The organism is Streptomyces sp. NPDC058335 (assembly GCF_042723915.1).
In the GTDB taxonomy this organism is placed as follows: Bacteria; Actinomycetota; Actinomycetes; order Streptomycetales; family Streptomycetaceae; genus Streptomyces.
In genome coordinates this window covers 1-18,749 of record NZ_JBHXHX010000037.1, presented here as the reverse complement: position 1 = coordinate 18,749, position 18,749 = coordinate 1, and the positions used below count along the sequence as shown (strand labels likewise).

The following is an 18,749-nucleotide window of genomic DNA, read 5'->3' as shown; positions in this document are numbered from 1 at the left end:
TCAAATCATGAGGTGCCGGTCTGCAACCCCGCGATGAGTCCGTCGAGTATCCGCAACTGGCGGGAGGGTGTGGTCAGGCGAGCCGTGAAGATCGCGTTGATCTGGAGTCCCATCAGCGTGGCCATCGCAAGGTCCAAGAACGCATCGAGATCGCAGGATGGGTTGATCTCTCCCGCTTCAGCCGCAGTGTGCAGATACGAGAGCATCTGATCGCGCCAGCGCGATATCGCCTGGTCGTAGACGCCGATCAGTTCCTGATCGGCTACCGCGTAATTCCAGAAGCCGATGACCACGCGGGCCTCATTGAGACGCTCGTCGTCCAGGGGCATGATCTCGACGCAGAACTTGCGGAACGCGTTCAGGCCGTCGGCGCTGGCGATGGTGCGGGCGGCCCGCTGCTCGGTGGCTGCGTTGGCGCGCTCCAGCGCGGCCCGCAGAATTGCTGCTTTGGTGGGAAAGTATCGTGTGAGCGCACCGTTGGTGAATCCAGCTTCGGCGGCGAGATCCCGCATGTTCAGCGCCGCGAATCCTCGCCGCGCGACAAGGCGCCATACGGCTTCGATGATCTCTTCACGCCGCGCGTCGTGGTCCACGATCTTGGGCATGGTGACACCTTACCAACGGGTAGACGCCTGAATGCCGAGGGCTTTGGTCGCACTCGCGGGCCTCACGGCGGATGAGTCCGAGGGGTCGTGTGACTCGCAGACCCAACCCTGTGACCTGGTGAACCTCTTACGCCACGTGCTCGCGGGCAGGGGCGCACGGAGCGAGGGCGAAGAGCTGTCATTCCCCGTGGGCGTGAGAGGGGTCCCCATGGCGCCCCCTTCCCAGCGGCCCCTTAAGGGATTACATTGGAGCTATTAATCTACAACTGTAGACGACAGGCTCTGGTGCGGCACCAGTCGGTACGCGGCATCGAGGCCCTCTGAATCCGGTAGCGGCCAGCTCGCCCCGGGCACCTGATCGTCCCCAGCGCTCAGGTGGGCGCTCAGCCCTCGTCATGACCAACACCGCCTCTGAGGACAGAGCATGCCTGATCTTGAGCCAGATGAATTCCGCCGCCAGGGCCACCAGTTGGTCGACTGGGTCGCCCAATACCGCACCTCGCTCCCTTCCCTGCACGTGCGGCCGAAGGTCTCACCGGGCTCCGTGAAGGCTCAGCTTCCTCGTGAACTGCCTGAGCAGCCGTCCCAGGCGCTGGGCGATGATCTCATCGCCTTGCTCAACGACGTGGTCGTCCCCTCGTCGCTCCACTGGCAGCACCCGGGCTTCTTCGGCTACTTCCCAGCGAACGCGTCCCTGCTGTCGCTCCTCGGTGACATCGCATCGGGCGGGATCGGAGCGCAGGGAATGCTCTGGTCGACATCGCCGGCCGGGACGGAGATCGAGCAGGTCCTGCTCGACGGCCTGGCGGATGCCCTGGGCCTTGGTCGCGAGTTCACTTTCGCCGGAGGCGGAGGCGGTTCGCTGCAGGATTCGGCTTCGTCGGCATCGTTGGCTGCCCTGCTGGCTGCGCTGCAGCGCAGCAACCCGGACTGGCGCGAACACGGCGTGGACGGCACCGAGACGGTGTACGTCACTGCCGAGACCCACTCGTCACTGGCCAAGGCCGTGCGTGTGGCCGGGCTCGGCGCGCGAGCATTGCGGATCGTCCCCTTTACCCAGGGCACGCTGTCCATGTCGGCGGATGCCCTGGCAGACATGCTGGCCAAGGACGCGGCCGCCGGAAAGAGGCCGGTCATGGTCTGTCCGACCGTGGGAACAACCGGCACGGGTGCCATCGACCCCGTGAGAGACGTCGCGCTGGCAGCGCGTGCGTACGAGGCGTGGGTGCACGTTGACGCCGCGTGGGCAGGAGTCGCGGCGTTGTGTCCCGAGTTCCGCTGGCTCCTGGACGGCGTGAACCTTGTCGACTCGTTCTGCACCGACGCACACAAGTGGTTCTACACCGCCTTCGACGCCTCGTTCATGTGGGTGAGGGATGCCCGAGCGCTGCCCACAGCGCTGTCCATCACGCCGGAGTACCTGCGTAACGCTGCGACCGAATCGGGCGAAGTCATCGACTACCGAGACTGGCAGGTCCCGTTGGGCCGTCGTATGCGTGCGTTGAAGATCTGGTCGGTGGTGCACGGCGCCGGACTGGAAGGCCTGCGCGCAAGCATCCGCGGCCACGTCGCTATGGCCAACTCCTTGGCCGGCCGGATTGAGAGCGAGTCGGGCTTCGCCCTGGCCACCCCGCCATCACTGGCACTCGTATGTCTGTACCTCGTCGACCGGGAAGGGCGCCCCGACGACGCCGCTACCAAGGCAGCAATGGAGGCGGTCAACGCCGAAGGGCATTCCTTCCTCACGCACACATCGGTCAACGGTCACTTCGCGATTCGCGTCGCCATCGGCGCGACGACGACGCTGCCCGACCACATCGACACCCTGTGGGACTCGCTTCGCAAAGCCGCTCGCCAGAGCGGTGGATGACTACTGAGCTTGGCGGATTGGCTTCGGGTGCCGGGGTTGAAGGTCAGGCCGGTTTCGGTGAGGCAGCCGTCGATGAGTCCCGGGTGGCGCTGGATGTGGGCGAGGCCTCGACGGAGGGTGCGGGTGAGGTGGTCAGGGTCGGTGAATGCGGTGTTGGCCATCGGGTCTCTTCGTAACAGGGACCAAATTCTTTCCACCGGGTTCAAGTCGGGGCTGTAGGAGGGGAGCTGGACGATCGTGAGCCAATTGAAGCCGCCTGGTTTCAGCCTGCGAACGTTTCTGCCCGCGAGTTTCGCGCGAGGTATTGACGCTGATCACCGGAACCCTATTATCCAGTTTGCTCGACACTTCGACCTTTGTTCGGCATAACGAACACACAGGGCCGCACCACACCGCCTCCGGGCAGCCTCTGACGGGCCAACCGGAGCCGCTTGCTCAAGGATGACGAGGTCCTTATGCACAGACGTATTTTCAGCCGCAGACGCCCGTCCGCGGTGCTCGCCGCCGCGGTCGCGGCCCTGGCCGCGTTGGCGGCGCTGCTCGTCGCCAGCCCGGCTCAGGCGGCCACCACCAGCGACGTGCGCGGTGTTGATTCCGGCCGCTGTCTCGATGTGTCAGGCTTCAGCCAGACCGACGGCGCGAACGTGCACATCTGGGACTGCCACGGCGGAATCAACCAGCAGTGGACGTTGACGGACAGCAACCAGCTGACCGTGTACGGCAGCAAGTGTCTGGACGTCCGGGGCGGCGGTACCACGAACGGGACCCCGGTGCAGATCTGGACGTGCAACGGCAGTGACAACCAGCAGTGGCGGGTGAACCCCGACGGCACGATCGTCGGTGTGCGGTCCGGGCTGTGCCTGGAAGCTTCGGGCTGGGGCAAGACCAACGGCACGGAGGTGCGGCTCTGGTCGTGCCAAGGTGGCGCCAACCAGAAGTGGACCGGCCTGTCAGGGGCGAACAACGTGTGTGCTCTTCCGTCGACGTACCGCTGGACATCGACCGGCCCGCTGGCGGAGCCGAAGGCGGGGTGGGCCTCGCTCAAGGACTTCACCAGCGTCGTCTACAACGGCAAGCACATCGTCTATGCCACGACGCACAACAACCTCGCCGGTGACGACGGTCGCTGGGGACTGACGACCTTCAGCCCCTTCACGAACTGGTCCGACATGGCCACCGCCACCCAGAACACGATTCCCTTCGACGGCATCGCGCCGACGCTGTTCTACTTCGCCCCGAAGAACCTCTGGGTGCTCGCCTACAACGGGGGTTGGCCCTACAGCTTCTCCTACCGCACCTCGAGTGACCCCACCAACCCCAACGGCTGGTCCGCGCAGCAGGAGCTGTTCACGGGCACCCTCCCGAAGGGGGGTCCCCTCGACGTGACCCTCATCGGCGACGACACGAACATGTACATGTTCTTCGCCGACGACGAGGGCGGCATCTACCGCGCCAGCATGCCCATCGGCAACTTCCCGGGCACCTTCGGTTCGTTCACGAAGATCATGAGCGACACGCCGCTCAACCTGTTCGAGGCGGTCGAGGTCTACAAGGTCCAGGGCCAGAACCAGTACCTCATGATCGTCGAGGCCCAGAACTACACAGGATATGGCCGCTACTTCCGCTCGTTCACGGCCACCAGCCTTGACGGCGCGTGGACACCGCAGGCCGGGGCCGACACCGTGACCAGCCCCTTCGCCGGCAGTGCCAACAGCGGCGCGACGGCCTGGACCAGGGACATCAGCCACGGCGATCTGGTTCGCACCAACCCCGACCAGACCAAGACCATCGACCCCTGCAACCTGCAGTTCCTCTACCAGGGGCGCGACCCCAGCACCGACGGCGGGGACTACGGCCTCCTGCCCTACCGGCCAGGGGTACTGACACTGCAGCGCTAGCCGGTGGCATGGCACAGGTCCGGCGCCGGTGTTCCTGACGCTCGCGGGCAACGACGTACGCCGAACCGGACGACCGTCACAGTGAGCGATCAGGAACGGGTGGAGTGGGAGCGGCGGGCTCGGTGCAAGGCCGAGCCCGCCCGTGCACGAGGACTGGCGGCGCGATCTGCCGCTGCTCGCCGCGCCGGATATTCAGGCCGACGCCGTGGACGGGATGCGCAAGCGGCTCGCCGAACTGCTGGAGGACCCGGCGCTGCTCGCCCGGTACCGGACGGCGATGGACGGGCAGGCTGTCGGCCGGATGGTGCCGAGCCTGCCGTACATCGACGGCACCCATGTCCACCCCCACTTGCGGGTGCGACTGACGACCGCCGCGCCGTGCTGGAGGTCGGCGAGGACGTGGTGATGCTGTCAGCCGCCGGGAGTACGTTCGAGTTCGCGCCCGAGGCGGAGGCGGTGCTGCGCCCGCTGGTCGCCGGCCGCACCGTGGACCTGGCCGCGCTCGCCGAAACAGCCGGCCTGCCTGTGGAGGACGTCGCGGGGCTGGTCCAGGAGCTCGTTGCCGGGCAGGCCGCGACGGTGGGGAGCCTGTTGTGACGGCACAGCTCGCTCTGGGCACCTACCGGTGCCGGGAGATCCCGGAGGCGGCCGTCCGTGCGGCCGCCTCCGGCGCGCAGTGGATCGACACCGCCCCCAACTACGCCACCGGCCGCGCTCAGGCCTTGCTGGCCCCGGCCCTGGCCGCCCACCCTGCCCTGCGGATCGCGACGAAGGCTGGCTACTTCACCCCGGCCACCGGCGCCGATGCCGTGAACGCCGGTGTCCTCACCGAGGACCAGGCCAGGGTGGGGCACAACCTCGCTGCGCGTCGGCGGGGCCGCCGCGCCGGGCCGCCGTCAGTGCGGCGGTGACGTTAGGCGGGGGACGTCGGTGGGGGAGAGGTCGGGGCGGGCACGGTGCCAGCGGGCGGGATGCCGCCACCGGCCGGAGGCGTCGCGGGCGATGTCGACGCCGACTTCCACCACTAGCTCGGGTTCGACCAGCGTGACGTTCAGCTTTTCCTGGCTGCCCCACCCGGCGGAGAACGACCAGCCTGTCCACGGACGACCGCGCCGCCCCGCAGCGAGAAGACCGGCGACCGCCGCACCTGCCGCCTGGACAAGGGTGGGGGGGCGCCCGACGTACTGAAAGCATCCTTCGGTGTCGTACCTGCCGAGCAGCAGCGTGCGGGGAACGGCCAGGGAACCAGTGATCGCGCCGACGATCGCTTCGCTCGTCTCACGGACCTTGTATTTCTGTCAGCCCCTCACCGACGGGCGGTAGGCGTCGTCCAGCCTCTTGAAGACCACCCCTTCCATCCCGACCGACGCCCACGTCAGCCACTCGCGCACGACGTCGGCCTCGGTGGCCGACGGACACAGCGCCCACGGCGCCGACAGCCGACGGGCGGCGAACACGGACTCCAGCGCGGCCCTGCGCCGCCGATACGGCGAGGTGGTGTCCGTCCCGGACAGCCGCAGCAGATCGAACGCGCCCGAAGTGGGCCGGCCACTCCTCCGCCGCCCGGGCCGCACCGGCACCACGCCGGGCAAGCCGGTTCTGCAACCCGCTCGAACGCGAGGCGGCCCGCGGCATCCCATACGACCAGCTCGCCGTCCAACGCGGTCGCGTCCGGCAGCTGCACGGCCCCGGACACGACCTCCGGGAACGCCGGCCCCATCTCAGTGCCGCGCCTCGCGCGCGGCACCACCTGGCCCGCGTTGACGGAGACCATGGCCCGGAAGCCATCCTTCTCCCTGCGACGTGTCTCAGAGACGCCTAGTAGGGCTCCGTTAGGTTCTGGTTCTGCTTGTTTTGAGGGGGCGACCGCAGGTGCTGCAGGTGCCGGTCCAGCACCTCAGCGGGTCTTGGAGTGCGTCGAGGGTTTGGTAGAGGCTTGGGGCGGTGCCTCGACTTTTGGGTCGAGCCTGCGGAGGGTGAGGAATGCCTGCGCGGCGGTGACGAGGGTGACGTGGTGGTGCCAGCACTGCCAGGTTCGGCCTTCGTAGTGGTCGAGTCCCAGGCCGTGTTTGAGCTCCCGGTAGTCATGTTCGATCTACCAGCGCATCTTCGCCCACCGCACCAGGTCAGCGGTCGGTGTGGTGGGCGGCAGATCCGATCTCCAGTAGTCCGTCGGGGCGTCCTTGCCGTCCGGCCATTCGACCGGGAGGTCTGGGTGGGCAGGACGCCGTCCCACCGGCTGCGGCCCCCGCCCGATTCCTGGGCGGCGGCCAGGGACTGTGTGCCTGCGGGCCGCACCGTCAGCACCGTGAACCGTGAGGTCATCGCGCCCTTGCTGCCCTGGCGCCAGGTCACTACGGAGAATCGCTCCGCACCTGCCTCCGCCGCGAGGGTGGAGATGGCTCGCGGCGGGGTGCGGTAGCGGGGAAGGGTGGGCGGCCCGAGCCCGCCATAAGCGGGCTGGTGCGGCTCGACATCCTCCGGATGCGCGACTTCCTTCCCGTGCAGGGCCAGGGCATAGGGCAGCCTTCGCTCCTCGAGACCGAGCCGGAATGGTGTGCCGACGCTGTCACCCCGCCAGGGAGGGGAAGGCAGAGCCTCCCACGCCCCCGGTGCCTTCCGGAGCCCCGGCCCGGCCCGGACGGGGCTCCGGGGGCCGCCGGGCGTCGCGAACCGTCGTCCGGTCTCGACTCCCCGCACTCGGTCTCCCGCTTCGTCTACTTCGTCACCTTGATCCCCTCGAACGTGGTGGACTTCGGCGCCAGGCAGACGAACCAGTCGTAGGGCGAGTGCTTGGGGCTGTGGATGACCGGAACGGCGGCGTTCGCCTCGGTGGCCGCGGACGCACGGTCGACCTTGGTAGACGTGCCGTCCTTCCAGGTGCAGGTGACCTCCCGGGCGGTCTTGGCGACCTGGCCAGTCACCAGGCGCGGGGCCGTGTCGTTCTGGGGGAGCAGCGGGAGCGAGACGGTCCCGTACTCGCCGCCGGACAGGACGTCGTCCTCAGGTAGCACCATGCCCGCGATCTGGGTGGTCCTCGCCTCTTCACCGGTGACCCGGTGCACGAAGTGCGCGACCTTGCCCACCAGTTCGGAGGCCGTGGAGACGTCCTCCGGGTGCTCGCCGAACTCCGCCATCGCCGCCAGGGTGGCCTGGGCCTCCGCCGTGTCCGCCGGAGCCTTCCACACGTCGATGTACACCCTCCACGGCACTCCCGCGTCGGTGCCGCTCGCCAGGGTCGTCCGCATGTGCGGCTCGGACGCCTCCGCGCTGGCGACCGGCCGGCTCGCCGGCGACACCCCCCGGTCCTCGTCACCGGACAGCCCTGTCAGCGCCAGAGCCCCCGTGGAGCCGGCCACGACCAGGGTGGTGGTCGCCACGACCGCCCAGCGACGGGCCTTGCGGCGGCGGCCGCCGCGAAGCAGCGCCTGGGCGGGGGCTATGCCGATCTTCACCTCGTCGGCCGCGTCGGCCAGCAGGAGTGCGATGTCGTGCTGTGTCATGTTGTGGCTCGTCTCCCAGTCCGCGCTTTTCACTTTCGTCCTCCCAGCGTCACTGTCTCCGCCAGCTCCGATATGGCGCGCAGCTTCGCGATCCCCTTGGCTGCGTTGCTCTTCACCGTGCCGACCGAACAGCCCATCGCCTCGGCCGTCTGTGTCTCGGTGAGGTCCTCCCAGTAGCGCAGGACCACTGCTTCCCGCTGCCGTGTCGGCAGTTCGGCCAGCGCCTTCAGCAGCGTGTGGCGGTCGTCGGCCTGGGCGATCCGGTCACCGGTGTCGGCCACCTCGTGTGTCAGGCCCGCGTCCTCGCTCCTGGGCACCAGGAACTCCCGCAGTTTCCTGCGGTACCTTCGGGCATGCACGTTGATCATCACTCGTCGTACATACGCCTCCGGGGCGTCGGCCGAGGCGACCCTGTGCCAGGCCACATAGACCTGTTCCAGCGTCGACTGGACCAGATCCTCCGCAGCATGCTGCTCCCCCGTGAGCAGGAATGCCGTGCGCATCAGCCGCGGCCAGCGGCCGACGACAAAGGCCTGGAACTCTCTGTCCCCGGCCTGTTTTCGAACCCCCATGAGCACCTCCTAGATGTTCAAAAGAGGCCATGAGAGGCCGAGACCGTTGCCTCACCGCGGAAACTTCCATGCGGCAGCCATCCGGACGCTGCGGCAGCCGCCGAGCCCGGAGGGGGAGAGCGAGGGGCTGGAGGGGTAGTCGTCACCGTTTGCGGCTGGTGACATGGCCCTTACCAGCACTTTAGTGAGTGGGTGTTTCATCGTGCTGGCACCGGTCCGTGGTGTTCCGGGTGAGCGGGACGATGACGGCGGACCGTCCCGCCGTCTGTTCGCGCAGGGCGGCGTTCTCGGTCAGGAGCGTCGCGATCACGGTGGCTGCCGCACTTCTCGCCGCAGGGGGACTGCGAGGCCGGCCCGGTAGGCGGGCCACACATGCGGGGGCGGCAACCCCGATGGAGTTTAGGGATTGCCGCCGCGAGACGGGAAGACGGTATCAACCGCGGCCGTCAACAATCTTGATTGTCACGTCCCCAACCGTTCCATGGCCGGCAAGGCCCTCGACTTCCGCGGACACGTCTTCGTTGAAGGTCTCCGTCTTGACGCGATTGGGTGCCCCGCTGATCCACGGGACGTCCCAGTAGATTTTGATCCACTCGTCAGCGTTATCGCCGATTTGATAGTAGACGGTCCCCTCCGTTCCCGACGAAGCGCTAGCAGTCCGTTCGCGTCCGACAGGACGTGCATCTTGGAACCCGGCTTGCCCCGGTCCACGGGGCTCGGACCCGTGTGTTTACCCCCCTTTTTAGCGCGGACATGGGCGGTGTCCAGGACAACGCGGGTGACGTCGATGAGGCCGGCGTCGTCGAGCCGATGCAGCACGGCCTCATGCAGCCGCCCGGTCGACTTCGATATGCCGAAGCAGGGCGGCAGTTGGCGCCAGGCGCAGCCGCTGACCAACACGTAGATGATGGCCGCGAACAGCGTCTCATCAGGGGTGTCCTGCGTGCCACCGCCCTGAGGCCGCACCCTCGACGGTGGGATCAACGGCTTCCGCGATCTCCCACAGCCCGTCCGGAACGATCCAACTCCACGTACCCCGCCCCATACCGAGGTCAACGACGCCTCACCACATAGGACACGGTCTAAAGAGCGCTTTTCCGCAGGTCATGCGGCCCTTACAAGGGTGGGGGGTTGCGGACGCTGACCAGCCCGGAGCGCCGAAGAGACCACCCCAACGCGCGAGGTGGTCTCTTCACTCTGTACCGCTGGCTCACCGCAGGCGCGCAACGGCCGGCGGGAGGTTATGCCACGCCGTGGCCGATCCCGTGGTTGGCATCGTTGTCGCCCCAGTACTCGTAGACGTCTAGGCCGACCACTGTCTCCTCCAGGAAGAAGTTGCCCTGATACGAGTGGCACTGCCCGTCGTTGGACGGGTCGGTCACGAATAGAAACACCCCGCCGTCCCCGTCCTTGCCCGACACGAAGACCCGGGTACCGCGGCCGTCGGTTGTATTGTCGCAGACCGTGATCTTCTCTACGCCCGGGATGCCGTTCAGGTCGGCGTCGAAGTACGCGGCCCCGCTCCTGTTGGCTGTATAAACCCAGCCGCTGTTCTGCGACGCTTGTGCCTGAGTGGCAAGGGCCATCGTCGACATCGCTGCGATCCCAGCCACCATCGAGACTCTTCGTAAGACTCGCCTAATTTCCCCTGTTTCTGTTTCGCCCCCAAGGGAGGCACCAACGATCTATTGGGGATCTTTCCGTTGCGCCATGAACCCGACAAGGAGGTGGCTAGGGTTGTGGACTCTCCGCCAACTAACTGTGGACTCTCCGCCAAGGCCGCCATTGGCCGTGTGCACCATCGTGGCCCCCTAGCAGGTCCGCTCCCCAGGTCCGCCCACGGCCTGGAGGTGGAGTTCACCGACGTCGAGCACCTGGAGTTCGACCTACAGCAGAAGCCGCCAGGCGGAACGGTCTGGCCAGCTGTGACCAAAGTGCCCCTTTCTCAACTGGTCGTCCGATTCTCGGCTTCAGCCTGGCGGGCGCGCCGCTGCGCGCGTATGCCGGTGCCAGCTCTGTCCGGGGCCGACCAGTCCGGTTCGTCCCCGGGGTCCTTCGTCGCCACTTTGGTCACCTGCAGCCCGGAGTTGCGCCAAGGGGTTGTGCTGCCCGGATTCCGCGGCCCGTCGCTTTCGCAGATCGGGCGCGTGGTCGGGGGATTCCGGATGGGCTGACATCCCCTCACCCCACCCACCCCCCGCCGGAGCAACAGGAGCGAGGGAGCAGGGGCGGGGTGCGGGAGGCGTGCGAGGGGATCGGGCGGCCCGGTCTTCCCGTTCCGCGCGGCCCGGACCGCGCGGCGGCGACGTGCCGGATACGGTCGGGCTCAGCGACGACTTCCTCGTCCTCCGCGGGGGCAGGCGCCGCGATATCGCGTAGCGGGCCATCATCGGCCTGGAGGTCCGCAAGACCGCTGGGGTCCGGACGGCGGCCGATGTCCCTTAGCTTGTTCTTTATCTACCAGGACCTGCCAGGTCTACCGATGGCCTTGAGGGTCTCGGGGCGTTTGACGGTTTTGCCGACGTCGTAGCGGGGTGCGCGGTGTTTGTTCTTCGCGCCGGGTGGCCGTCCGGGGCCGGTGCCTGTGGGTTTGGGAACACGGCTCGGGCAGGCCAGGTGAGCGCGGATGTTCCTGAACCCCCGGCGGGACCCGGGCCGGAGTGAGCCGGTGGGGGGCGGTGGGTTTCTCCCAGGGCCGGCGAAGGTCTTCGGCGAGGGGCCGGGCGAGCCGCAGTTGGGTGTGAGCGATGATCAGGATCCAGGTCCAGCGGTCCGCCGCCTCGGGACTACGGAGCTTCGGGGTAGTCCAGCCGAGGGTCTGCTTCGCGAAACGGAAGGTGTGTTCCAGGTCGAAGCGGCGGAGAAAAGCCCGCCAGAATCGGTCCACATCGCCCGGGGTGGCGCCGGTTTTCGAGGACCACAACCACACCGGTGGGGCGTCCCGTTCCTTCGACAGGTGCTCGACCTTCAGCCGGATCAACGCGCCTTCGACCAGGGGAAGTTCACCCTCATGGTCAAGCCAGGAGGAGCGGTGGGTGAGCCGGGGGTGGACTCGGTCCCATGCCTGGGCTTCGGCCGTGCCGTAATTGCTGGTGTCGGTGACCGTGGTGATCGCGGGCTCGGGCCAGGTCTCCGGCTTGGCAATGCGGAATTCCGGGCCGTGCTTGGGCGGCCGGCCGTTGACGCCGTGCATCCGCGGTGGTTTCGGCAGACGCATGACGCGGTCAAAGCGGACCCGGCCGACCAGCTCGACCGGCAGGTCGCGCAGGACCCAGGCCAGGCGGGTGACGTCGTAGTCGGCATCGCTGACGATCACGATGTCCGGGTCCCCGGTCTGCCACTGGCCCGCGGCGATGAGCCGCTCGACGACGCCCCGGAGTTGGGCGGCGGTGATTGCCGTCGCGTCGTCCGCCGGCCCGAGCCGGACCGCGTTCAGGTCGCGGTCCAGGACGTGGCGCCCGGCTCCAGCACGGCGACGAAGGAGTAGGGCCAGCCCGGGACGAACTGCGACGCCGTCTTCGCGCGACCGTAGACGTGGCAGAACAGCCGCTCGGACGAGCACGGCGCGTCCGAGCGAAGCCACGGCGATACATCGACGGCCAGGACCAGGCGCCCGCCGTCGAAACCCAGTTCGAGACGCTATTCGAGCCGGTGACCTGTCGCAGCGAAGGCTGAGTGTTCTCATCGAACATTGAGCGCAATCGGGGCGGCGTGGTCGGCGGTCCTGGCCTACGCACACCCGACCGAGGCGGTCGCCGCGGGTCCCCCGTGCTGGGCGAGCCCCTTCAACGCGGCTGCCGCCGGGAGTGGCGCCGATCCGGCCGGGCAGCGTGCCGGCGGTCTGTCGGCCCCGTCGTCAGCTCCGGCTCAACCGCCGCGCGATGGCCTCTAGCAGCTCATCCAGCGCCGCCTCGCGTGTCCGGCCCTTTGGTCGGGCCAGCCCTACCCGGCTCGGTGAGACCCCGCGGACTGGACGGAACACCACGTTCGGGTGGGAGTAGAAACGGGCCGTCGACGCCGGGGCCAGCGCTACGCAGCCGGCAGCCACCGCTCCGAGCCACTCGTCGGGCCGGCTGGTGACGGCGCCGACCCGGACTGGGTGCCCTTCCCGCTCCTCCGCCGCCAGCCAGTGCTCCCTCCAGGCTCCGGTCTCGGCTCCGGCCGCGACGAAGGGCTCGTCCCACAGCTCCGGGAACTCCACCGTCCCGCTGTTCGCCAGCGGATGTCGAGCCGGCATGAGCACCCCACGCTCCTCAACGAACAACTCCCGCACGTTCAGTCCCTCCTGCCCCGGAAACGGCAAACGCACCACTGCCGCATCCACTTCGCCCCGGGCCAGGCCGGCACTCGGGTCCGACCAGTCGAACTGACGCAGTTCCACCCGCCACTCCGGCTGCGCCTGACGGAACTCGGCGATGACCTCGTGGACGGAGCCCACGGCGCCCGCGTCCAGGAAGCCCAGGCGCAGCACCCGCGCCGTCCGGCCGGTTGCCTGTACCGCCTCGTCCCAGTCCTCCAGCAGTGCGGGCACCCGCGCGGCGAACTCTCGACCGGCCTCGGTCAGCGCCATCCCGGACCGCGAACGCGCGAAGAGCGGTACCCCGAGATCGTCTTCCAAGCGCCGGATCTGCTTGGTCAGCGAGGGCTGCGAGACGAACAGTTTTTGCGCCGCCCCGGTCAGGCTGCCCTCCTCCGCCACTGCGGCAAAGTACCGAAGCAGGCGCGTGTCCACGTCCATGCCACCAGGTTATAGAAGCAGGTATTGGACGGTGCCGAAGCGCCTGCGGACCCTGAAGGCATGACCGGTACCCAGCTCGCATTCCTCGTCGTCACCTTGTTCACCGCCGCTGTCAACGTCGGTATCGCCGCAGCCGACCTCGCCGGGGCGCGCTTCGTGCTGGCAAACTCGGCGCAGGTGGGTGTGCCCCGATCCTGGCTGCCCTGGCTGGCCGCCCTCAAGCTGGCTGGTGCGGCGGGCCTCCTCCTCGGCCTCTTCGACGCGGCACTGCGTCCCCTCGGTGCCGCCGCGGCCTGCGGTCTCGCCCTGCTCTACCTGGGCGCGCTCGCCTTCCATCTGCGCGCCCGCGTGCTTTACAACCTCGCGTTTCCCGGTTTCTACTTCGCCACCGCCGTCGCCTCGTTGGCCTTGACCGTGTCCTCCTGATGGCGGCACCGCTCAACGTTCGATGAGAACACTCAGCCTTCGCTGCGGCAGATCAGCCCGAAGATAAAGAACAAGCTCAAGCGAGACAGGACAGGAGGCCCTACACAGGCCCCATGAGACGCAGCCGAGAAGAGACCGCACCCCAGGATCTGCCGGGCGAGCTGTGGCACGCCCTGTCCCAGCTCCAGCACACCCATCCCGCCCCCGTGGGCCGCGTCGGGCCGCTCGCCCGCCCGGTCTGGCTGCTGTCTCCTTCGCCGCAGCCACCGACACCGTCCTCGCGGCCCGCGTGCAGTTGTCCGGCGCGGAGACGATGCACGAACTGAACGAGACGCTCCGTGCGATCACCGGGGGCATGCACGCCCACTTCACCGGCCCCGGCGTCGCGCTGGAAGTCACGCTCGGCAGACGGCAGGAGCTCCCGATCCACGCGGCGCACACTGCCGGCCTCACCCGGCTCTTCCAGAATGCTGCCGACACCATCGGTGCCCGCAGCACGCCGGGAGGCGGGCGGTGCTTCCACTGCGACGGGACTGGGCTCGCCCGACCCTTGTGGGAGCCGGCTGCCGGGCACGCGTGAGCGGCGCGCAAGAAGAATGCCCGCGTCCTGGGCAGCCCTTCTGGACGGCGTGGGGCGCGGGCGGGCGGAAGGACCTCGGAGGCTTACGCCGGTACGGGTGCCGGCTTCGGGCGCAGCGCCGCGAGCGGAGAGCGTCGGCCCTTCTTCACCGTGCGCAGCTGCTCCCAGTCGACCTCGGGGTGTTCGGCGGGCACCGCGTCGACGGACGCTGTGGTGTAGAGCGCGACGTCGACGGCTCCGGCCCGGCTGATGCCGAAGCGGACCTCGATCGACTGCGGGGAGCGGATCCAGCCGAGCCGGACCATGTGGTCGAAGTCGGCGCGGCTACGGGGCCGAGCAGGCAATCGTCGCCGGCAACGCCCTGTTCTTCGCCCTGTTCACCCACCTCGCCGAGTGCGGCGAGCGCGGCATCAGCGACGACCGGATCCGCCACGCCCTGGCCGTCCAGGCCCGTGCCGGCCTGGAAGTCTGTGCAGGGGCATCAGACGAACTCGCGCTCACCGGCGATTTCGACAGCGGCGTCGACGCCTACCTGTCCATGGCCCGCCGCAAGACCGCCGTCATGCTCTCCGCCGCCTGCCAGATCGGCGCCATCCTCGCCGGGGCTACCTGTCACCAGCAGGACAAGCTGGCCCACTTCGGCGAACACCTCGGACTCGCCTTCCAGATCCGCGACGACCTCCTGCCCTACGACGACGCACCCGGCCGCAGCGGCAAACCCGACGACAGCGACCTCCGCAACCGCCGCCCCACCCTGCCCATCCTGCTCGCCCTGGACCGCGCCGACGAACCCGACCAGCAGACCCTCCGGCATCTGCTCACCACAGACACCCACACGCGGGGCGCCCAGCAACAGTTGAGCCACCTGCTCCGACGGTCAGGAGCGCTCGCCGAAGCCCGGAAGACCGCCGACCGCCGACCGCCATGCCAGCGCCGCAGGCGATGCACTGACCTGGTTGCCGCCCGGCCCACACGTCGAGGCGCTGAGTATCTGGCCCGATAGCCAACGAGCTCACCGGTTATCGGCCTGCGACAGCCGTTCACACGCAGTCGTGCAGCTTTCCCACGGGTGGGTTCACCAGGTCGCAGGCGCCAGACACCAGGTGCGGAAGTGCTCATTGCCGCTGGCAGTCTGCCGTGCATCGTCAACCGTTCTAAGGCCCGCTGCCCTCGCCGAACAGCGGGATGTCGTCCGACGCCAAGCCGGTACGCACGCGATGCGGGCGGGCCGGGTGCCGCCACCGGCCAGCTGCATCGCGGGCAACATCGACGGCGACCTCCATCACGACGCTGGGCTGCACCAGATGGACATCGAGTGTGCGCTGCGTTCCCCACCCGGCACTGAAGGACCACCCGGTCCACGGGTGCACGCCCGTCGGCGGGGCCAGCCGGTCGGACAAGGCGCAGCCAGCGGCCTGGGACAGCGTGGTGCTGCGCCCGACGTACTGCAGGTGGCCCGCAGCGTCGTAGCGACCCAGCAGCAGCGCGCGGGGAGCGGTGCGAGAGCCGGTGACCGCACCGAGCACGGCCTCGGTGGTGACCCGAACCTTGTACTTCTGCCAGCCCCTCACCGACGGCCGGTAGGCGTCGTCCAGCCTCTTTAAAAACCAGTCCCTCCATCCCGACCGACGCCCACGTCAGCCACTCGCGTACGGTCTGCGGATCGGTGGTCGACGGGCACAGCGCCCACGGCGCCGACAGCCGCCGTGCGGCGAACAGGGGCTCCAGCGCAGCCCTGCGCCGCCGGTACGGCCACGCAGTCGTGTCGGTGCCGGACAGCCGCAGTAGACCGAAGGCGACGAAGTACGCCGGCCACTCGCCCGCGGCCCGTGCCGCGCTGGCGCCGCGCCGGGCGAGCCGGTCCTGCAGCCGCTCGAAGGCAAGCCGCCCGGCGGCGTCCCACACGACCAGCTCGCCGTCCAAGGCCGTCGCGTCCCCAAGCTGCGCGGCCTCGGCCACGATCTCCGGAAACGCCGGTGCCATCTCAGAACCGCGCCTCGAACGCAGCACCACCCGGCCGGCGTCGACGGAGACGAGCGCCCGGAACCCGTCCCACTTCGGCTCGGCCGCCCAGCCCGGCCGCAGATCCGCGACCGGGACGGAAACGCTCAGCAACGGCTCCGGCAACGTCCACGTCACGCCGGCTCCCTTCCACCAAGCACCCCAGTGCTGTCGCTGCGCCGCAAGTCCCGCTAAGTAGATGCTTTTACCTCGGTTCGACAGGTCGGATTGGGCTCGTATGAGGCTTCGAAAGGCCGTTTTGCCAAAGCGTTTCCCGAGCGCCGACCCAAGACGGCGATCGCCGCCCTGCGAGTTCTTGTGGGGAACGGGTAGTCCGCGTCGCTGTTACGCGCCCGAATGGGTGGTGAGGGAGCGAGTTGCCCGCTTGCCAGTGGAGCGAGGCGCGAGCATACGGTCATGCATGCATTGAGTGATCAATCTGGCGTAGCACGCCGCCGGTTCCTGAAGGGCGTGCTCGCTACCGCCGCAGGCAGCGTCCTGGTACCGGCCATGGCGCGCCCTGCACGGGCGGCCGGCACTCTGCCCGCTGTCGGGCAGACGGTCAACTTGTCGGTTAGCGTCTTCGGCGCTGTCATGACAACCGGAATTCAACCCGGCGAGCACACGATCGACTTCACCGGCGGCCGTGTGGTCAAGGTGTTGGAAGGAGGCCCTGACTTCGTACGGCTGCAAACGGTCGACTTCCGGATCGAGGGAGCTCACCCGCTCTTCGGCAAGATCATCATCCGCTTGCCGGACGTCGAGGTCTCGCCGCCGAGCACCCTGCGAGTGTCATCCGGCGAACTCACCGAGACCTGGAACGAGAACTCCCAGATCTCGTTCGATAGGTCTGGAGGCACGGAAGGCCCGTTCTCGTTCGTAACGGAGAAGCCGCTACAGGCCACTGCGACCATGCCCGACTGGCCGCCGCCCCAGGGCACGAACCCGGACGGCACACCCACAGGCGGTGTCCTCTACTCCGCTGTCCAGCCGCCGACGTTCACGTCAGGCGACCAGCGGGTCGACTTCACGGCATTCCCGCTCCGCCTCGGCCACCTAGCGTCGTAACCCTGTCCTGCCCGGCGGCTTTAGCTTGTCGTTTAACGTCCGGCGTCGAACGCGGTTCGAACTTGATCAGCGTTTTCGCAGTTCAGCGGATGTGAGAGCGGCCTTCGTCTAATCCTGTGCTCCGTCACAGAGTGGATCAGTGCGAAGGCCGTGGTCTGGAGCATCAAGGCGTCCTTCGGGATGCATTCGCGGAAGTGCCACGCTTCCGAACGGAGTTGTACGCGTGTCTGACCGCGCGGGGCGACGCGCTGTTCGAGTTGTGCGACGCGTTGTTGTGCACGGACGGGCCGGTGCGGACACTGGTCGACTTGGCACTCGCGCCCGAACACCGCCGCGGACACGGCGCCCTCTACGGAGGCGCCTCAACCAGGGGCGGATCGATGTGGCCCGGCTGCGCCGCGCGCTGGCCTCAATGCCGTTGCCGAGGGCGGCGGATGGCCGGATCGTGCTGGCCGCGGACGTCTCGCCGTGGCTGCGGCCGGACGCCAACACCTGTGCTGACCGGGCCTTCTGCCACACGTTCGGCCGGGGTGAGGGCAAGCACCAGATGATTCCGGGCTGGCCGTACCCGATCGTGGCCGCGCTGGAGACCGGCCGCACGTCATGGACGGCGGTGCTGGACGCGGTCCGCCTGGAGCCGGGTGCCGACGTCGCCGCGGTGACCACGGTCCAGCTTCGGGAGGTCGTCGAGCGGCTCGTCGCGGCCGGCCAGTGGAAGCCGGGCGATCCCGAGGTGCTGGTTGTACTGGACGCCGGATACGACGCACCCCGCATCGCTCACCTGCTGAGCGACCTGCCCGTCGAGATCCTCGGCCGCCTGCGTTCCGACCGTGTCATGCGTCGGCCGACACCGCCGCGGGTCTACGACCCCAAGGGCGGCCGACCGCCCAAGCACGGCGGGGAGTCCGTCTTCGGCAACCCCGGCACCTGGGGCACCGAGCAGGCCGTGGCCGTCACCGACACCCGCCTCTACGGGAAGGCGACCGCGCAGGCGTGGGACCGGCTGCACCCGCGGCTGACCCGGCGGGCGGCCTGGCTCGATCACGACGGACCGCTGCCCATCATCGAGGGAACCGTCATCCGCCTGGTCGTGGAGAAACTGCCAAGCGGCGGGGTGAACAAGCCGGTCTGGCTGTGGTGGTCGGGCACTTCCGCCACCGCCGGAGAGGTGGACCGCTGCTGGCAGTCCTTCCTCCGTCGTTTCGACTTGGAGCACACGTTTCGCCTGTTCAAGCAGACACTTGGGTGGACCAAGCCCCGGCTCCGCAGCTCAAAGGCGGCCGACAGGTGGACCTGGCTGGTGATCGCTGCCTATGCCCAGCTCCGGCTCGCCCGGCCACTGACCACCGACCTCCGGCGTCCCTGGGAGAAGCCGGCCGAGCCGAACAGGTTTACACCCGCCCGTGTTCGCAGGGGGTTCAGGAACCTGCGCACGAAGACCGGCTCTCCGGCCGGTGCACCGAAACCGTCTCGTCCCGGGCCCGGCCG

The 18,749-nt window shown here is 68.5% G+C and carries 18 protein-coding genes and 6 pseudogenes; 10 read left to right on the top strand and 14 right to left on the bottom strand.

Annotated features, from left to right (window positions below; translation table 11 throughout):
- Nucleotides 1-5: 5 nt before the first annotated feature.
- A complete protein-coding gene (locus ACFWJX_RS39815) occupies nucleotides 6-605 on the bottom strand; it encodes a TetR/AcrR family transcriptional regulator (RefSeq protein WP_383251864.1) in 600 nt (199 codons plus the stop codon).
- 424 nt (nucleotides 606-1,029) lie between these two features.
- Between ACFWJX_RS39815 and ACFWJX_RS39810 the strand changes: the two genes are divergently transcribed.
- On the top strand, nucleotides 1,030-2,475 hold the full coding sequence (locus ACFWJX_RS39810; protein WP_383251862.1) for a pyridoxal phosphate-dependent decarboxylase family protein: 1,446 nt from the start codon (nucleotides 1,030-1,032) through the stop codon (nucleotides 2,473-2,475).
- A 32-nt stretch (nucleotides 2,476-2,507) separates the two neighbouring features.
- Here ACFWJX_RS39810 and ACFWJX_RS39805 read toward each other — a convergent pair.
- Nucleotides 2,508-2,723 (bottom strand): annotated as a pseudogene (locus ACFWJX_RS39805) (transposase); the annotation flags it as partial.
- A gap of 207 nt (nucleotides 2,724-2,930) precedes the next feature.
- On the opposite strand from ACFWJX_RS39805, the gene ACFWJX_RS39800 reads away from it, so the two are divergent.
- The 4 genes from ACFWJX_RS39800 (at nucleotide 2,931) to ACFWJX_RS39785 (ending at nucleotide 5,284) form a co-directional block, all read left to right on the top strand.
- Complete coding sequence (locus ACFWJX_RS39800) at nucleotides 2,931-4,373, top strand: non-reducing end alpha-L-arabinofuranosidase family hydrolase (RefSeq protein WP_383251860.1); 1,443 nt, start codon at nucleotides 2,931-2,933, stop codon at nucleotides 4,371-4,373.
- A gap of 142 nt (nucleotides 4,374-4,515) precedes the next feature.
- Nucleotides 4,516-4,779, top strand: a complete 264-nt coding sequence (locus ACFWJX_RS39795; RefSeq protein ID WP_383251858.1) for a hypothetical protein — start codon at nucleotides 4,516-4,518, stop codon at nucleotides 4,777-4,779.
- Entirely contained in the window at nucleotides 4,752-4,970 is a 219-nt protein-coding gene (locus ACFWJX_RS39790) for a winged helix domain-containing protein (protein ID WP_383251857.1), read from the top strand. The genes ACFWJX_RS39795 and ACFWJX_RS39790 overlap by 28 nt, the downstream gene beginning before the upstream one ends.
- A complete protein-coding gene (locus ACFWJX_RS39785; RefSeq protein WP_383251855.1) occupies nucleotides 4,967-5,284 on the top strand; it encodes a hypothetical protein in 318 nt (105 codons plus the stop codon). The genes ACFWJX_RS39790 and ACFWJX_RS39785 overlap by 4 nt, the downstream gene beginning before the upstream one ends.
- Nucleotides 5,285-5,671: 387 nt before the next feature.
- On the opposite strand, the gene ACFWJX_RS39780 is transcribed toward ACFWJX_RS39785, so the two are convergent.
- The 9 genes and pseudogenes from ACFWJX_RS39780 to ACFWJX_RS39740 form a co-directional block, all read right to left on the bottom strand.
- Nucleotides 5,672-5,956 (bottom strand): hypothetical protein, encoded by a 285-nt coding sequence (locus ACFWJX_RS39780; protein ID WP_383251888.1) that lies wholly within the window; start codon nucleotides 5,954-5,956, stop codon nucleotides 5,672-5,674.
- A gap of 235 nt (nucleotides 5,957-6,191) precedes the next feature.
- On the bottom strand, nucleotides 6,192-7,073 hold the full coding sequence (locus ACFWJX_RS39775; protein WP_383251854.1) for a transposase: 882 nt from the start codon (nucleotides 7,071-7,073) through the stop codon (nucleotides 6,192-6,194).
- A gap of 17 nt (nucleotides 7,074-7,090) precedes the next feature.
- Nucleotides 7,091-7,876 carry a hypothetical protein gene (locus tag ACFWJX_RS39770; RefSeq protein WP_383251852.1) on the bottom strand — a complete coding sequence of 262 codons (786 nt, stop codon included), beginning with the start codon at nucleotides 7,874-7,876 and terminating at the stop codon, nucleotides 7,091-7,093.
- A gap of 29 nt (nucleotides 7,877-7,905) precedes the next feature.
- Complete coding sequence (locus tag ACFWJX_RS39765; protein ID WP_383251850.1) at nucleotides 7,906-8,448, bottom strand: SigE family RNA polymerase sigma factor; 543 nt, start codon at nucleotides 8,446-8,448, stop codon at nucleotides 7,906-7,908.
- Between the two features lie 433 nt (nucleotides 8,449-8,881).
- Nucleotides 8,882-9,061: an aegerolysin family protein gene (locus ACFWJX_RS39760; protein ID WP_383251886.1), complete on the bottom strand. Its 180-nt coding sequence runs from the start codon at nucleotides 9,059-9,061 to the stop codon at nucleotides 8,882-8,884.
- Nucleotides 9,062-9,102: 41 nt separating this feature from the next.
- Nucleotides 9,103-9,493, bottom strand: a pseudogene (locus ACFWJX_RS39755) (transposase); the annotation flags it as partial.
- A 196-nt stretch (nucleotides 9,494-9,689) separates the two neighbouring features.
- Nucleotides 9,690-10,034 carry a hypothetical protein gene (locus ACFWJX_RS39750; protein WP_383251848.1) on the bottom strand — a complete coding sequence of 115 codons (345 nt, stop codon included), beginning with the start codon at nucleotides 10,032-10,034 and terminating at the stop codon, nucleotides 9,690-9,692.
- Nucleotides 10,035-10,905: 871 nt separating this feature from the next.
- Nucleotides 10,906-12,063: pseudogene (locus tag ACFWJX_RS39745) on the bottom strand (NF041680 family putative transposase); the annotation flags it as partial.
- Nucleotides 12,064-12,304: 241 nt separating this feature from the next.
- Nucleotides 12,305-13,186 carry a LysR family transcriptional regulator gene (locus ACFWJX_RS39740; RefSeq protein ID WP_383251846.1) on the bottom strand — a complete coding sequence of 294 codons (882 nt, stop codon included), beginning with the start codon at nucleotides 13,184-13,186 and terminating at the stop codon, nucleotides 12,305-12,307.
- 60 nt (nucleotides 13,187-13,246) lie between these two features.
- On the opposite strand from ACFWJX_RS39740, the gene ACFWJX_RS39735 reads away from it, so the two are divergent.
- Together ACFWJX_RS39735 and ACFWJX_RS39730 are read left to right on the top strand one after the other, a co-directional pair.
- A complete protein-coding gene (locus ACFWJX_RS39735) occupies nucleotides 13,247-13,612 on the top strand; it encodes a DoxX family protein (RefSeq protein WP_383251844.1) in 366 nt (121 codons plus the stop codon).
- Between the two features lie 313 nt (nucleotides 13,613-13,925).
- A complete protein-coding gene (locus ACFWJX_RS39730) occupies nucleotides 13,926-14,192 on the top strand; it encodes a hypothetical protein (protein ID WP_383251842.1) in 267 nt (88 codons plus the stop codon).
- An 83-nt stretch (nucleotides 14,193-14,275) separates the two neighbouring features.
- Here the strand turns inward: ACFWJX_RS39730 and ACFWJX_RS39725 are convergent.
- Nucleotides 14,276-14,515 (bottom strand): annotated as a pseudogene (locus tag ACFWJX_RS39725) (hypothetical protein); the annotation flags it as partial.
- A 20-nt stretch (nucleotides 14,516-14,535) separates the two neighbouring features.
- Between ACFWJX_RS39725 and ACFWJX_RS39720 the strand changes: the two are divergent.
- Complete coding sequence (locus tag ACFWJX_RS39720; RefSeq protein ID WP_383251884.1) at nucleotides 14,536-15,195, top strand: polyprenyl synthetase family protein; 660 nt, start codon at nucleotides 14,536-14,538, stop codon at nucleotides 15,193-15,195.
- Nucleotides 15,196-15,346: 151 nt separating this feature from the next.
- On the opposite strand, the gene ACFWJX_RS39715 is transcribed toward ACFWJX_RS39720, so the two are convergent.
- Complete coding sequence (locus ACFWJX_RS39715) at nucleotides 15,347-15,763, bottom strand: hypothetical protein (RefSeq protein WP_383251899.1); 417 nt, start codon at nucleotides 15,761-15,763, stop codon at nucleotides 15,347-15,349.
- Nucleotides 15,764-15,845: 82 nt separating this feature from the next.
- A pseudogene (locus ACFWJX_RS39710) lies at nucleotides 15,846-16,331 on the bottom strand (ATP-dependent DNA ligase); the annotation flags it as partial.
- A gap of 279 nt (nucleotides 16,332-16,610) precedes the next feature.
- Here ACFWJX_RS39710 and ACFWJX_RS39705 point away from each other — a divergent pair.
- Together ACFWJX_RS39705 and ACFWJX_RS39700 are read left to right on the top strand one after the other, a co-directional pair.
- The gene (locus ACFWJX_RS39705; protein WP_383251840.1) at nucleotides 16,611-17,261 is read left to right on the top strand and encodes a hypothetical protein; all 651 of its coding nucleotides are present in this window, start codon (nucleotides 16,611-16,613) and stop codon (nucleotides 17,259-17,261) included.
- 155 nt (nucleotides 17,262-17,416) lie between these two features.
- Nucleotides 17,417-18,749, top strand: a pseudogene (locus ACFWJX_RS39700) (NF041680 family putative transposase); the annotation flags it as partial.

Coding starts and splice junctions, on each gene's coding strand:
- ACFWJX_RS39750 (WP_383251848.1), bottom strand. CDS start 10,034: ATGGCCCTTGCCACTCAGGCACAAGCGTCGCAGAACAGCGGCTGGGTT.
- ACFWJX_RS39810 (WP_383251862.1), top strand. CDS start 1,030: ATGCCTGATCTTGAGCCAGATGAATTCCGCCGCCAGGGCCACCAGTTG.
- ACFWJX_RS39730 (WP_383251842.1), top strand. CDS start 13,926: ATGCACGAACTGAACGAGACGCTCCGTGCGATCACCGGGGGCATGCAC.
- ACFWJX_RS39815 (WP_383251864.1), bottom strand. CDS start 605: ATGCCCAAGATCGTGGACCACGACGCGCGGCGTGAAGAGATCATCGAA.
- ACFWJX_RS39800 (WP_383251860.1), top strand. CDS start 2,931: ATGCACAGACGTATTTTCAGCCGCAGACGCCCGTCCGCGGTGCTCGCC.
- ACFWJX_RS39765 (WP_383251850.1), bottom strand. CDS start 8,448: ATGGGGGTTCGAAAACAGGCCGGGGACAGAGAGTTCCAGGCCTTTGTC.
- ACFWJX_RS39735 (WP_383251844.1), top strand. CDS start 13,247: ATGACCGGTACCCAGCTCGCATTCCTCGTCGTCACCTTGTTCACCGCC.
- ACFWJX_RS39705 (WP_383251840.1), top strand. CDS start 16,611: ATGCATGCATTGAGTGATCAATCTGGCGTAGCACGCCGCCGGTTCCTG.
- ACFWJX_RS39770 (WP_383251852.1), bottom strand. CDS start 7,876: ATGACACAGCACGACATCGCACTCCTGCTGGCCGACGCGGCCGACGAG.
- ACFWJX_RS39740 (WP_383251846.1), bottom strand. CDS start 13,186: ATGGACGTGGACACGCGCCTGCTTCGGTACTTTGCCGCAGTGGCGGAG.